This window comes from Bdellovibrio bacteriovorus str. Tiberius, from assembly GCF_000317895.1.
Lineage (GTDB): Bacteria > Bdellovibrionota > Bdellovibrionia > Bdellovibrionales > Bdellovibrionaceae > Bdellovibrio > Bdellovibrio bacteriovorus_F.
The window spans coordinates 2,833,867-2,847,836 of sequence record NC_019567.1; the positions used below are offsets into that span (position 1 = coordinate 2,833,867).

The 13,970-nt window shown below is 50.3% G+C and carries 12 protein-coding genes; 7 read left to right on the top strand and 5 right to left on the bottom strand.

The window, feature by feature from the left end:
* Positions 1–77: 77 nt before the first annotated feature.
* The 7 genes from BDT_RS13470 to BDT_RS13500 are packed head-to-tail and all read left to right on the top strand — an operon-like array spanning position 78 to position 7,792.
* Positions 78–1,877: an ABC transporter ATP-binding protein gene (locus tag BDT_RS13470; protein WP_080602411.1), complete on the top strand. Its 1,800-nt coding sequence runs from the start codon at positions 78–80 to the stop codon at positions 1,875–1,877.
* Complete coding sequence (locus tag BDT_RS13475) at positions 1,874–2,803, top strand: hypothetical protein (protein WP_015091798.1); 930 nt, start codon at positions 1,874–1,876, stop codon at positions 2,801–2,803. Before BDT_RS13470 ends, BDT_RS13475 begins: the two co-directional genes overlap by 4 nt.
* A complete protein-coding gene (locus tag BDT_RS13480; RefSeq protein WP_015091799.1) occupies positions 2,800–3,489 on the top strand; it encodes a DUF2334 domain-containing protein in 690 nt (229 codons plus the stop codon). Before BDT_RS13475 ends, BDT_RS13480 begins: the two co-directional genes overlap by 4 nt.
* Positions 3,482–4,639, top strand: coding sequence for a glycosyltransferase family protein (locus BDT_RS13485; protein WP_015091800.1), 1,158 nt, complete (start codon positions 3,482–3,484; stop codon positions 4,637–4,639). Before BDT_RS13480 ends, BDT_RS13485 begins: the two co-directional genes overlap by 8 nt.
* Positions 4,636–5,880 carry a glycosyltransferase gene (locus BDT_RS13490; RefSeq protein WP_015091801.1) on the top strand — a complete coding sequence of 415 codons (1,245 nt, stop codon included), beginning with the start codon at positions 4,636–4,638 and terminating at the stop codon, positions 5,878–5,880. The genes BDT_RS13485 and BDT_RS13490 overlap by 4 nt, the downstream gene beginning before the upstream one ends.
* A complete protein-coding gene (locus BDT_RS13495; protein ID WP_015091802.1) occupies positions 5,877–7,025 on the top strand; it encodes a glycosyltransferase family protein in 1,149 nt (382 codons plus the stop codon). The genes BDT_RS13490 and BDT_RS13495 overlap by 4 nt, the downstream gene beginning before the upstream one ends.
* Entirely contained in the window at positions 7,022–7,792 is a 771-nt protein-coding gene (locus BDT_RS13500) for a polysaccharide lyase (protein WP_015091803.1), read from the top strand. Before BDT_RS13495 ends, BDT_RS13500 begins: the two co-directional genes overlap by 4 nt.
* Positions 7,793–7,814: 22 nt before the next feature.
* Here BDT_RS13500 and BDT_RS13505 read toward each other — a convergent pair whose 3' ends face one another.
* From BDT_RS13505 to BDT_RS13525, 5 genes are read right to left on the bottom strand one after another with little or no spacing between them, the layout of a single operon-like run.
* Positions 7,815–9,797, bottom strand: coding sequence for an ABC transporter permease (locus BDT_RS13505; RefSeq protein ID WP_015091804.1), 1,983 nt, complete (start codon positions 9,795–9,797; stop codon positions 7,815–7,817).
* Positions 9,797–10,741, bottom strand: coding sequence for an efflux RND transporter periplasmic adaptor subunit (locus BDT_RS13510; protein WP_015091805.1), 945 nt, complete (start codon positions 10,739–10,741; stop codon positions 9,797–9,799). Before BDT_RS13510 ends, BDT_RS13505 begins: the two co-directional genes overlap by 1 nt.
* Positions 10,738–11,982, bottom strand: coding sequence for a TolC family protein (locus tag BDT_RS13515; RefSeq protein ID WP_015091806.1), 1,245 nt, complete (start codon positions 11,980–11,982; stop codon positions 10,738–10,740). Before BDT_RS13515 ends, BDT_RS13510 begins: the two co-directional genes overlap by 4 nt.
* On the bottom strand, positions 11,982–12,566 hold the full coding sequence (locus BDT_RS13520; protein ID WP_015091807.1) for a hypothetical protein: 585 nt from the start codon (positions 12,564–12,566) through the stop codon (positions 11,982–11,984). Before BDT_RS13520 ends, BDT_RS13515 begins: the two co-directional genes overlap by 1 nt.
* Positions 12,550–13,965 (bottom strand): hypothetical protein, encoded by a 1,416-nt coding sequence (locus tag BDT_RS13525; RefSeq protein ID WP_015091808.1) that lies wholly within the window; start codon positions 13,963–13,965, stop codon positions 12,550–12,552. Before BDT_RS13525 ends, BDT_RS13520 begins: the two co-directional genes overlap by 17 nt.
* Positions 13,966–13,970 lie beyond the last annotated feature (5 nt).

Genomic DNA, 13,970 nt, shown 5'->3' on the forward strand with positions numbered 1-13,970 from the left:
TGAATTCCCTGAAAAATTTCCCATGGAAAACCCATTGCTGGGCACGTGTTTCATTGGCGAGTATATTGCGCTTTCTTATGTGGTCGCAATATCGTTTTTTACAAAAGGAACTTCTGAAGCAAAAGGAGCTGCTCGCTCTTTGTTGCGTGATTCTTTTTGTGCAGTCACTGCTGCTTGTGGCCTTTCCACTGCCGGTTCGCGTGGCTCTGGATATGGCGCTGACTCCGGGAGCACGTGTTGATGATGTCTCTACAATCCTGGGTGTTGAACTAAGTCATCTGACGATTTTGATTTTTGCGTGTGTCGGCAGTTTGACCATCGGCCTGCTGATGACGACGTTTGAATTTCTGGATGAACGCTTCACCAATCGCAGCATCGTTCGCCTGGTCAACAACATGCGCCTGCAGCTGCTGGGTGATTTGCTGTCCCGCCAGTTTGCTTATCTGGAAAGAAAAATCAAAGTCGATATCCTGGGTCGTGTTTCCGGGGACACTCAGAATCTGGAGCTGTTTGTTTCCACCAGCCTGGTTGTAGCTTTCAGATCCATCCCCAGTCTTTTGTTCGCCGTCGTGTCAATGTTCATCATCAACACGCGGTTTGCTTTTTTGATGCTGCTGTTGATCCCGGCGTTCTATGCTTCGATCACCTTCCTTTCCAAAAAAATCAAACAGCACGAAAAAGAACATCGTTCCCGGACAAATCTTTTTGAACATGAATCTCTGCAAGCTCTGTCGTCGCTGTCGCTGTTAAAGTCCCTGCAAGGTGAAGGCGAAGCCCTGCAACGACTGCAGGACCGCCAACAGCAGATCAATCAAACCTTCCTGCAAAGCCGGTTCTTCACCGCATTACTGAATTCAGTTTTCTCAGGTTCCCGCCACATCATCCGTGCGTTGGTTCTGTTGCTGGGTGGATACGCCATTCTGCAGGGACAGCTGACCCTGGGAAGTCTGTTTGCCTTCGTCAGCTATCTTGAAGCTTTGAACCGCCCGGTGGGTGAAATTGCCAACTTCATTTCCCGCTATGGCAAAGCTTCGGCCAGCCTGGAACGCATCCAAGAGCTAAGTCAGGAACAATCCGCCTTCCCCGAGAAAGACGGCACCTTGTCTTTGCCATCATTGGCAAGCACTGATTCCGTTATGAAATTTAACAACGTGGCTTTTGCCTATGGCGAATCTGCCCCCCTGTTTACCGGCCTGAATCTGAATCTGCAGCGCCGCCAGCTGGTGGCGATTGTCGGTCCTTCTGGCGTTGGGAAAAGTTCGTTCATCAAATTACTAAACCGTCTGCATGATCCCAGCGAAGGCGTCATCACCCTGACCAGTGTTGCCATCAATGATCTTGCTTTACGTGACTTGCGCCGCCACGTTTGTCTGATTTCCCAGGATCCGTTCTTTGTATCCGGCACTGTACGCGACAATCTGCTGCTGGCTTTGCCAAGCCTGCCGACGGATGAAGACCTGTGGCTGGCCCTTGAGAAAGTGAACGCCACTGAATTTGTGAAGGCCTTGCCTCAAGGCCTTGATACTTTGATCGGTGAATCGGGACTTCAACTGTCCGGTGGTCAGAGCAAACGACTGAGCCTTGCCAGAGGCTTCCTGCGTGCAGAGACCGCCTCGGTCTTCGTCTTTGATGAACCCACCTCCGGGCTTGATCCGGTTTCCGCGGCTCACGTGATCAGTTCCTTGCGCGAACTCGCTGACAAAAAAGAATTGGTTCTATTCTCGACCCACCGGGTTTCAGAATTTGAAATTGCGGATCAGGTGTTGTTCTTTGCAAAACACCAAGTGCCTGCTTTGGCTTCCCATGAAAGTCTGCTTAACACCAACGCCACCTATCGCGAACTGACCCGGCAAGAAAGCAACGAGGTGCCGGTATGAAGCACATCCACTGCCGTCCGGTTCGCAACAGGTGGCTGAAAGCCCTTTATGAAAACAATCTGGTGGAAGCTTCCACCAGAACCCGCCTTTACGCCGATAAGCTTTACCTGTATCAAGAGCTTGAAAAGACCTTGGGGCCGAAGCTTCATCTTTACCATCCTAAAACTTGGGGGCTTAAGGCGTTCTTGGCCAAATACGACCTGACGTCGCCAGATTCTTTGCAAGACACCGCTCGTATTGAACAGGCGCTGCTTCAAGAGTTCCCCACCAATGTGATTTTAAAACCTGCGGCAGTGATCAACACGGCGGGTGAAACAGGTTTGTATCTGTTTTCCCGCGAATCGATCCTGCAGGCTTTCGAAGATCAAAACAAAGATCTTGTTCAAGCCTGTCTGCGCGAAACTGTTTACGTGTCTTCCCTGCTGGGAATTTTGGCCGGCGGTGAAGAATTCATTCTGCAAGAGCACATCGCCGCTTTAGCTGGTTACCCGGTGGTCACCAAAACCCGTCACTATCAGGAAGTGCGCATTCACACCTTTGAAAACGAAGTTCTTAAAGGCGCGTCTTATTCCCGCTGGCAAAAAAATGAAATCAAAAATTCCCAAGACTTTTATCGCGCGCAGGATTTCGTTCAGGAATTCCTGAATCAGCTGCCGGCAGAGCTGCTAAAGGGTCAAGCCTGGGGGCTGGATTTGTTAATTTTTGAAAACGGCACCGTGCGTATTCTTGAAATCAACACCAACCGCGGAGCCCAGGGGCAATGGACGGGATTCCTGTCCCGTCCGGAACTGATGGGGGCTTACACCCGCCTCATCGAAAAGAAAAAAGGTGTTCGCTTTGCGGGCCTTTCAGGCATCATGCTGCGCTTGAATCTCGGAAACATCACCAAGCATCTGAAAAAGAAATATATTGAAGGTATCCGATGAAACAGAAATTCCTCTTCTTCCGCAACGATGATCTTGGTTGGATGCCGGCTCAATTTGAACGTCTGATGGACCTTTTCCGCAAGCATGAACTGACCTTGTGTGCGGCGGCCATTCCCCTGTACTGCAACGACAGCTACAAGAAAAACGCCTTTGCCTCAGATAGAAAATATCTGGAAGTTCATTCCCACGGATATTCCCACCTGGATCACCAAAACCAAGGCAAGAAAGCCGAATTCGGCGATCAGCGTGATCCCGAAAGCGTTCGTCATGAAATGCAAAAGTCACTGGACATGACCCGGGATCTTTTCGGTGATCTTTACTTTGCTGCGTTTACTCCTCCGTGGAACCGTATCGAGGACCGTTTTCTGCCGATCTTAAAAGAAGTCGGCTTTAAAGTTCTATCCCGTGATGGCGACAAGTCTGCTGCTATCGACGGCCTGATGGATCTTAATATCCATGTGGACGTGCACACCTCAAAAAAAGGCAAGCTGACCAGTCCTGAGGCTATCTGGCAAAGTACTCACGCCCAATGGGAGCAGTCAGACCGCTGTGGCATCATGCTTCACCACAAGCACATGGAAGATCAGGACTACGCCGTTTTGGATCTGTTCCTGGCACAGGTGAAAGAACAAAATATCCCGGTCCTTTCCTATAAGGAAATCTGGAACGAGGGCCGCCATGTCTAAAAAGCGTGTCGTCTTTTATTCCCATGACACTTTTGGACTGGGGCACATCCGCCGAACCCAAAAGCTGGCCAATGAGATTGCCCAGAATGATCGTTCGATCCTGATCATCTGCGCGTCACCGAAAGCCAGTTCCTATTCGTCTTCCCAAGGGATTGAATACCTGAACCTGCCGGGATTCACCAAACAGGTCACAGGGCAGTACGTTCCGCGCAGCCTGAATATTCCCATTGATGAATTCGTGAACCTGCGTGCATCTTTGATCTTAAGCGCCGTGCGCGCCTTCCAGCCCGATGTCTTTATCATCGACAAAGAACCGCTGGGCGTAAAAAAAGAACTTCTGCCTGCGCTGGAATATCTGAAAAAGCAGAAGAAATGCAAAGTCGTCTGTGGCTTCCGCGATATTCTGGATGAAAAAGAAGCGGTCCAGGATGAATGGCAACGCCGTGACACGGCGGATTCTTTACGCCGTTATTTTGACCATGTGCTGATCTATGGTGAAAAAAACGTTTATGACTTCGCCGCAGAGTATGGCCTTGATCCGGACCTGGCGGAAAAACTTCTGTATGTAGGTTATGTTCACCCCCAGGAAAATCTGAATCACAGCGATTTCAAGATGCCGTTTGAAAACAAACTTCCGAACGTCACCCTGACCCTGGGTGGTGGCGGCGATGGTGACGAGATCCTGAAACTTTATACGGAACTTCTTTCCCGTCGTGGCAGCGAGCTAAAATTCAATTCCTATGTTCTGACCGGGCCTTTCGCGAACCCTGAATCTGTCAAAGCCCTGCAGGCGATTGAAGTCCGATTGCCTCAATTGAGCGTCAAAGAATTCGTATCAGACAGCTTCTCGGTTTTTCAACAAAGTGACTTGGTCGTTTCCATGGGTGGCTACAACACCATGACGGAACTGGTCAGCATGGGACAAAAGCCGATCATCCTGCCACGAGTAAAACCCCGCAAAGAACAACTGATCCGGGCTTCTGTCTTCCAAAAACGCGGGCTCTGTGACTTCCTGGCCCCAGAGGCTCTGACCCCGGAATCCCTCGAACAGCTGATCACCCAGCGTTTAAGCAGCCCCCGGAAAGCCCCGCACTTCCCGGCCGAAGGCTTGGCACAGTTCCGTGACCTATTCAGTAAAGGCATCTTATGAAACAAACCGCCATCGGCTTTGTCCTAAAAGGCTATCCCCGAGTCAGCGAAACCTTCATCGCTCAGGAAATCTATTTACTGGAACAACAGGGCTTTCAAATTGAAATCCTGTCCATGCGTAAAGCGCGCGAACCGGAACGTCAGCCCATCGTGTCCCTGATCAAAGCTCCGGTCACCTACATCCCTGAATACATCTGGGCCGAGTGGGGTACAGTTCTAAAAGAAAACCTGCGCACGCTGCGTCTGCATCCAGTTCGCTATCTGCGCTACTTGACCGTAGCGTTGACCCGCACCGTGGTTCAACGTGACGACAGCCCGATCAAACGCTTTTTGCAGGCGGGCTGGTTGATCTCTAAAAAGAATCTGGGCACCGACAGGTCCCCTATTCATCATTTACATTCACATTTTGCGCACACTCCGACCGAACTGACCTGGTACATGTCCCGCGTTGCGGGGCTTAAGTATTCCATTTCTGCTCATGCCAAGGATATCTACACCATTTCTGAAAAAGAACTGGTCGAACGCATCAACAGTTCTGAATTCATTATGACCTGCACCAGCTATAATCATGAATTCATGCAAAAGCTTCCGGCCGTGCAACCGCAAAAGGTTCACAAGGTCTATCACGGCATCAATCTGGAATCCTTCAAACCGACCTTTGCGAAAAGCTATTCCACAGAAGAACTGTCCCGCTTTGTCAGCGTCGGCCGTCTGGTCGAGAAAAAAGGCTATGACGTCATCTTCACTGCCCTGCAGGCTTTGAAAAAAGACGGCGTGAAATTCAGCTATGACATTTACGGTGCCGGTGAAATGAAAAAAGAATTGCTGGCCCTGCGCGAGCAGTTGAATCTGGAAACTGAAATTCAGTTCCATTATACCGCCACCCATCCGCAGATCATTGAGCGCTTCAATCAGGGTGGTATTTTTATCTGCGGATCAAAGCTGACGGCCAGCGGGGATCGCGATGGTATTCCAAATACCGTGGCCGAAGCCATGTCGATGGAACTTCCAGTTATTGCCACCAATGTGTCGGGCATTCCCGAACTTATCACCCACGGCAGTGACGGCCTTTTAATCGCAGAAAAAGACCCGGTGCAATTGACTCAAGCCCTGAAGGACTTGCTTCAAAACACCGAAAAGGCCCGCAGTCTGGGACTGGCCGCCCGTCAAAAAGTGGCGCAGGTCTTTGACAGCTCAAATCTGATCAATAACTGCTCCCGCCTGCTGGGACCTTACCGATGACGAAACCTCGTCTGCTGTTTTATTGTCAGCATCTGTTGGGCATCGGGCATTTGACCCGGTCCCTGGCTATTTGCGAAGCGCTGAATGAAGACTTTGAGGTTCACTTCCTGCAAGGCGGACCGGATGTTGGAAAAACACTGAAGCACCCGTCCTTTCATCATCATTTTTTGACACCGCTTTTGATGCGCGAATCAGATTGCAGTCTGTATGACCCGGCCGGCGTCAAAACCGCTGAAGAAATCTTTCAAGAGCGTCAACAGTCTATCAACACCTTGCTAGGTGATCTGCCTTTTGCCGCGGTGATCACCGAACTGTTCCCGTTTGGGCGCAACAAGTTCAAAGGTGAAGTCATGGATCTGATCCAGAAGGCCCGTACGGTCAATTCGATGGTGCACGTGTCCTGTTCGATTCGCGATATCCTGGTTGAAAAAAAGGACTCGGTCGAACGTGAAATGAAAATGGTCCGTCTGGTTGAAGAAAACTACGACGCCGTCTTTGTTCATTCCGACCCGCAGATTCTGCGCTTTGAAGAAACGTTTTCCCAGGCAACCCGTCTGCAAGAAAAATTATGCTACACAGGTTTCGTGACTGAAAGTCCGAAGGCCAAACACAGCTTAGGCCGCCGCAACGAAATTCTAATCAGCATGGGTGGCGGCGTTGTCGGTGATGAGCTGGTGTTGGCGGCCCTTGAAATCATGCCGTCCCTGCCGGAATACCTGTTCCGGGTGGCACCGGGGCCTTATGCCTCTGAAGCACTGAAGAAAACTCTTGCCGAAAAAGCGGCGAACAATCCGCAACTGCGAATTGAACCCTTCTTGAACAATTTCGAGGAAGAGCTTTCGCAGGTCGCCCTTTCCATCAGTCTTGCTGGCTACAACACCATGATGAATATCCTCAACACCCGCACGCCGGCTTTGGTGTATCCATACATGGCCAACATTGAACAGAATCTGCGCGCGACCCGTATGGCCGATCAGGGTCTGCTATCGGTGATCTATGAAAAGGATCTGACCCCGGCAGATCTGCTTAAGAAAGTAAAAAATCAACTGCAGCACCAATGGCCTTCACTTGAAGTCGGTCTGAAAGGTGCTAAACAAACATCGAAGTTGTTATCGAATATACTTCAAGAAAGGACGAATTCATGATCCGTCTTCTTTTGCCTCTGGTACTTATTTCAGGACAAGCTTTGGCGCTGGGCCAAAGGCTTCCAGATGAAGGGGCCCCCGTATTTATTTCTGACTTTGAAAAAGGCGGCTTTAAAGGCTGGGATATCAAACGCATTCCGCAGGATCATTCTGCCGAAATCCAAAGCGACGTGGTTCGCTCTGGCAGCAAAGCTGTGCGCTTTGAACTGCGCAACAACGAAAATGTTTCAGGCGGCTTCCGCTCGGAATTGCGTGATCCCTACTTTGCACCATTGTTCCAGGACACATGGTACCACCTGTCGGTGTTCGTGCCTGAGCACTTCCCGATGACCCTCACGAACTCGTGTGTTTTTGCCCAGTGGCATGATCAGCAAGATCCAGGGGATGGCGACCGCAATCCGCCAATTGCCATTCGTCTGCGTGGCACGGGACAACTGCACATTACGGCTCGCTACAGTGCTGAAAAGATCCAAAATGGAAAACCGGGACCTGAAGTATTGTTATATGAAGACGTCCGCTTCCAACGAAATGAATGGAATGATTTTATCGTGCGTGTTCACTGGTCCTATCTGAATAACGGCCAGGTGCAGATCTGGAGAAACGGAAAAATGATCGTCGATTATCGCGGCCCGATTGGCTACAATGACGACAAAGGGCCTTACTTCAAGATGGGCGTTTACTGCCGGGAAACTCCGGTGGAACCTTTGGTCGCTTATCACGACAACTATCGTCGCGCACCGACATCAACTGAATTGAAACTGAAATAGAGATTTAAAAGAACAGGCCCGGCTATTCGTAGCGCAGGGCCTCGATCGGTGACAGCTCGGAAGCTTGTTTCGCCGGCCAAAGTCCAAAGACCAGACCCACCACAAACGAAAACACAAACGCCACCACAACAGAACTCATCGAAAATAACGTCGCCCAATCCAGCAGCTCGCCCGCCGCGACAGACAATAGATATCCCAGAACGGTCCCAACGACCCCGCCGAACAGACCGATCAATACGGATTCCACCAGGAACTGAGACAGAATATCCAGACGCTTGCCACCAATGGCTTTACGCAAACCCACTTCCCGGGTGCGTTCTTTCACGGATACAAACATCACGTTCATAATACCAATACCACCCACCAGCAACGCCACCACTGAAATCGCCTTTAGCATGGACGAAATAATGCCCGTGGACTGGGTGTACAGTTCCTGGATGTCGTTCATATTGCGAATGTCGTAATTGCGAGCTTCACCGTTTTTAATCTGACGATGGGAATACATCCATTCATCAACGACGTATTCAGCCCGCTTCATCGCCGGCCCCGAATCCGCCGCTTCAATTGTCATCACAGCAACACTGCGACGGCCCAACAAACGGTGCATGCCCGTTTTCAAAGGCACGATCAAAAGATCATCACGGTCTTTGTAAGCCGTCGCCCCTTTTCGCGGAAGCAGTCCAATAATCTGATAATCAGCGCGATTGATACGAATGATCGCACCCACCGGGTTGCGATCCCCAAAAAGATTCTGGGCCGTGGTCTGGCCAATTAAAGCCACACGCGCCTGCAAACGGTTTTCATCATCGGTAAAGAAGCGCCCCATCACCGGAATAAAATTCTGCATGGCCTCGATAGAAGGTGTCGCCCCCATCAGTTCCACCACGGCATTTTTATTCCCGTAAGACGCCGTCACGTCCCCGTAGACCTGCGCATCGACGCTCTTGATTGCAGGCACGCTGCGCGAGAACTGTTCTAAAGACTCATAGTCATGCAATTCGAATTTGCGTAAGCTTTCGCTGGCCCCTTTGGCGCTTTTGGGATTTACCGCGCGCACGTTCAGAATATTAGTGCCCAGGGATGAAATCATATCACCAACAGCTTTTTTAGCCCCTTCCCCGATAGCGACCATCGCCACAAACGAGGCAATGCCGATCATCACTCCTAAAGTAGCCAGGCTGGTACGCAACAAATTCAGGGTCAATGACACCCAGGCCATGCGCAGGTTTTCACGCAAGCGTTTCCACTGAAATCGCTCTGCGCGTTCTTTCGTCGCAATGACTTCCGGATTTTCACAGCGAATGCGGGGTTCTTGCAGGGTTTCATCCCCAACCACCAGACCGTCTTTGATTGTGATCAAACGACGGGCTCTTTTAGCCACTTCCGGTTCGTGGGTGACCAGAATGATGGTTACACCTTTTTTGTTCAAATCATCCAGCAGGCCTAAAACTTCTTCTGTCTGCTGGGATGAAATATTCCCGGTCGGTTCATCGGCAAAAATAATTTTGGGATTGTTCGCCAAGGCACGGGCAATTGCCACGCGCTGCTGCTGACCACCGGACAACTGATGCGGCCGGTGGGTCAAACGGTGCCCCAGATCAACGGCTTTTAAAAGCTCAATCGCGCGCTCCTGCGGATTTTCGCCACCGGAATAAATGATTGGCAAAGCCACATTGTCTATACAGGTGGATCTTGGCAGCAGATTGAAGAACTGAAAAACAAAACCAATCAGATTCGACCGCAGTTCCGCCAACTGATCGTCATCCAGACCGTCAATGTTCTGACCATTCAGATGATAGTCTCCACCTGTGGAACGATCCAACAAGCCCAGAATCTGCATCAAAGTGGACTTGCCTGATCCCGAAGGACCCATGATCGCCACGAATTCGCCCTGGTGAATATCCAAGTTCACACCCGCAAGGGCTGAAACCTCAATAGACTCCCCTTCACCGACTTCGGTGACGTATTGTTTCTTGAGATTGCGAACAGAAATCAAAGGCTTCATTATTTCTTCTTGGCCCCTACGCTGAATGGCAGACTTTTGCTGTCATTTTCATATGACAATGGCTTGTACAAAACCTGATCTGCAACGGTCAGACCCGCCAAAACTTCGACGGACTCGCCGTTGGATTCACCCAAAGTGACTTCCCGTTCAACATGTTCACCACCCGGGCCAACCAATTGCAACTTCACGGTCGTGTTTTTACGTCCTTCAGACAGCCAGCTTGGCAACAGCAGGGCATTTTCTTTTTTCGCAATCAGATAGTCCACGCTGGCAGACATGCCGGATTTGATTTTATCCGGGAAGTCGGTGGAGGCCGTGATGAACACGTCATAAGTGGTCACATTGTTAGTCACCGTGCTTTGCTGGCCAATGCGTTCCACCACCCCGCTAAAGCGCTCGCCCCCGTAGGCATCAATTCCCACTTCCACGGTTTGACCGAGATGAACTTTGGCAATATCGGTTTCATCCACCTTCGAGATCACAATCAGAACGTCAGAAATCTCGAATAAGGTATTTTCCTGAGTCACCGACTGACCTTGATTCACATTGCGCAGAACCACAGTCCCCGTCGCTGGAGCCAGAATCGGTGTAGGACGATACATTTCTTGCAGGCGCACGCGTTCTTCAGCAGGGATGCCCTGGTGCAGGGAATCCATCAACGCCACCCGGTCACTGGAACTTAAAAGCGCCAGTTGCTGCCCTTTACGGACCTTGGCGCCTTCTTCCACCACAACACGGTCCACGCGACCCGCGATCGGAGTGTTCACCACGACTTTGTTTTTCGGAGTCACGGAACCATTGGCTGTGACTTTCACCACCAGTTCTCCGGTGCTTGCGGTCAGCACCTTCCAGGCACTTCTTTCGGAAGTGCGGGAAAACTTATACCCGGCAAAAAGCAAAAGAGCGACCGTTGCCACTCCTGCCATAATCAATGTCTTTTTCACTGTTCCTCCGTTACGGCCAACAGTCTTTCAAGTTCGATGCGACTTTCCAGGGTGTCGCGCAGACTTTGCAGATAATCGCGTTCACTGGTGATCATTTTGGTCTGTGCCTGATCCCAGTCCGAGTATTTGCGAACACCCAGTCGATACTGTCTTTCAACCGTTCGCGACCACAGATGAGTCGCTTTGACTTCAAGTTCTTTAGCTTTTAGATATTTAAGATTCGCACCGAAAAGACTGCGCGCTTTTTCAACATTTCTCTGCAAATGCGTGCGCGCGTCCTTCAGATTGAATTCCCGGGACAGTGCCACGGCCCGGCTCTGTCCTGAGCGATTGACGGTGGAAAAACCCTCAAACAACGGAAGGCTTAAAGTCAGACCGTACTGGTTTTCCTGCACTGTTGATTGGTCTTCGGGTTTTGCTTTCGCCCACTGCACACTGGCCTTCAAAGATGGCAAATAGCCGGACTTCTGAATCGCGGAATCAGCCCACGCTTCATCCACCTGATCTTGCAACAGCATCAGACGCGGGTGATTGTCCGTCAGTGGAGTGTTGATTTGCGAATTTAGCAGCACATCAATGTCGTCGACCCATTTCGTGTCTATAGGCAGACTTTCCCCCAACAAGGCTTCGATTTCAGCCATTGCCGCGACATAGTTCTGATTTTCCAAAGCCAGGGTGGCTTTGGTGATTTCAACATTGGCCCGGGACAGTTCCACTGACCAAAGGGCTTCAACTCCATTATTGTATTTGATTTGCACCACCGAGGTTTGATCCTGCTGCAAACGCAAAAGTTTGTTCCAGGTTTCTGTCGCGCGCTGGGAAATCAAAATACGCAACAGAGCCCGGCGAAGAGTGTAGCGGACTTCGGCTTTCTGTTCTTGCAGCTGGGACAGGCTTTGACGTTCCTGGAAGGAATACTTTTTAACTGTATTATAGGTAGAAAAACCATTGAACAGATTCCAGTTCGCTTTCACTCCATAGGTGTCAGTGGTAATATCAGACCCCAGAAGTCCGCCCTCCTGCTCTTGGCGGGTGCGGTCAGCAAACAGGTACACTGACGGCAGGAAGTCAGACTTTGCGGCGTCTTTTTGGTAAGAAGCTGCTTCTTTCTGTTTTTCAAAGGCTTGAATTTCTGCGTTCTGAGAATAGGTTTTTTTCAACAACGTCGACCAATCCCAGACGACCGCCGCCTGGGACACAGAAGAAATCGTCAATAAAAGAACCAGAACCGCTTTAGTCATCAAAGAGTTTCATCCTCTACCAAAGTAAAATCACCCTGCAGACGAACCGTCGGCATCAGAAAGCCTTTTTTATAAGTGATACTGATCCCCGACCAAACAAAGCGACCTTGAGATTTCGCCAGCAGCGCTTCACGCTGAACTGGATCCAGCGTCACAAAGAAACGAATGGATTGAACGCCATCAGCCTGTTCACCGAAAGAGTCCGGGGACAACGAATACACCGCACGTCCATTGACGTTGGCTTCGCGAGTCAGCCAGTGGGCGCCGACTTTCAGTGTTTTACCAACAGGATGGCCAAGCAGCACAGTTTCATCAAACAATTGAACTGGCATTGGCAGATTAAAAGTGAACTTTTTAAGCCCGTATTTATGGGTGCAAGCCTTGATACGCAAACGGGTTTGCACTTGATTCGCCGCCGGCTCTGCAAAGGACATATTCAACTTGCTGCTAAGGGAATCACCGTCTTCAGTGCAAGTATCCGCGATAAGATCATTTTCTTTCAAAAAATACTTATATACCGGAGTGGCCATCGCCATTCCCGGCACCACCAACAGAGCCAAAGCAAAATTAAACGTTTTCAGCATTGTGGCCTCCTTGACGTTGAATCAGCCCCTGCAGGCGCCGCCAGTTAATAAAGAAGAAATCACGAGGGAAGACCGGCAAAGCGCGGATGACTTCGCTGGATACGGTGTTGTTACGATAAAGCAAAGTTGGAATCCATCTTCGGGCCGCGACTTCATCAAACGTCGTGTTTGGCAGCGGATACACACGCAAGCCTTCCACGGGATGACGAGGATTCAGCAAAAGCTCACGATAAGTCAGCACGGTGCTGAATTCCAGATAGCCCTTGTGATCAAAGCCTTCAATCCCCGCTTGAGTCAAAACCCTGACAATCCCCTGATTGCAATTGTTCTTAAGCAAGCTGAACTTTTCTTTCGCCGAACCTTGTGCCGCCGCCAGATTTTCCAGAATGACCAACAAAGTGTCCACTTTGTCTTTGGCCACCATCAAGGTCACACCCACCGACATCGGGGCAATATTCTGATCAGCAAACAAACGCAGCTGCTTGCGGAAGAAAGGATTATTAAAGATAAATGCACGGGCCGTGTTAGCACCCTGATTGTGGGCTTTCCAGCCCGTGGCAGAAAGTTCAAACAGACGACGTCCAATACGCAGGGTGGTGTGCCCCAGCGGACGCCAAAACGGATGATAATTCAGCTCAATCGGAACCAACTGGTTACCAAGAGCCGCTGCGATCAGTTCTTCGTCTTTTTCAAAGCGTTTTTCTGCGGGAGTTCGCCCCGTAATCTGGAAGGAAAGCTCTTGCCCGGATTCACCGAAAATGCTGAAGGATTTTTTCTGAGTCGTCCACTCACCTGCCGCCGGGCTTACAAGGACTCCCCCCTCGGCTAATTCAAACTTTCCAAGAAGCAGACCGGCTTCAAAGGATTGCATATGTAGATCCGCCAGCTTCCCGGTCACATCGAAAACGACGGCCAGGCCTTTGGCTTCTTTGTTTTTTAAAACCAAGGCGCGCAGGATTTCAGACTGCCCGGGACGACGCAAAGACACCATGCGGGTTTCCATGCGCGTGTACTTTTCAAACATCTGCTTTGCCGTAAGACTTAAAAGCACATCCAGGCAACCGACTAATGAATCCGGAGAATCAAAATAGTGATGCTCGCGAACCACGGCCGGACGGTTTTTAAGACCCAGAGTCTGCATCAGACTTTTCACGCTGAAAGCCAAACGGACTTTTGCAAGAACTTTATTCACCTGCGGCAGAGTCAATGCTTCCGGAACAGATCCGGTCACTTTACGAACGAAAGATTCTGACCAAATCGCGTTGCGATCATAGATCACGTGAACGGAGCCCTTGGCGGAATGGAAGAAGCTCACCTTGGCGTAAGCGCCAAGATTTTGCTGCTTATCAAATACAGCCTTGCAGGTTCCGTCAAAAATATGACTTTGAGATCTTGTCAACTTCG

Coding starts and splice junctions, on each gene's coding strand:
- BDT_RS13470 (WP_080602411.1), top strand. CDS start 78: ATGTGGTCGCAATATCGTTTTTTACAAAAGGAACTTCTGAAGCAAAAG.
- BDT_RS13475 (WP_015091798.1), top strand. CDS start 1,874: ATGAAGCACATCCACTGCCGTCCGGTTCGCAACAGGTGGCTGAAAGCC.
- BDT_RS13480 (WP_015091799.1), top strand. CDS start 2,800: ATGAAACAGAAATTCCTCTTCTTCCGCAACGATGATCTTGGTTGGATG.
- BDT_RS13485 (WP_015091800.1), top strand. CDS start 3,482: ATGTCTAAAAAGCGTGTCGTCTTTTATTCCCATGACACTTTTGGACTG.
- BDT_RS13490 (WP_015091801.1), top strand. CDS start 4,636: ATGAAACAAACCGCCATCGGCTTTGTCCTAAAAGGCTATCCCCGAGTC.
- BDT_RS13495 (WP_015091802.1), top strand. CDS start 5,877: ATGACGAAACCTCGTCTGCTGTTTTATTGTCAGCATCTGTTGGGCATC.
- BDT_RS13500 (WP_015091803.1), top strand. CDS start 7,022: ATGATCCGTCTTCTTTTGCCTCTGGTACTTATTTCAGGACAAGCTTTG.
- BDT_RS13505 (WP_015091804.1), bottom strand. CDS start 9,797: ATGAAGCCTTTGATTTCTGTTCGCAATCTCAAGAAACAATACGTCACC.
- BDT_RS13515 (WP_015091806.1), bottom strand. CDS start 11,982: ATGACTAAAGCGGTTCTGGTTCTTTTATTGACGATTTCTTCTGTGTCC.
- BDT_RS13520 (WP_015091807.1), bottom strand. CDS start 12,566: ATGCTGAAAACGTTTAATTTTGCTTTGGCTCTGTTGGTGGTGCCGGGA.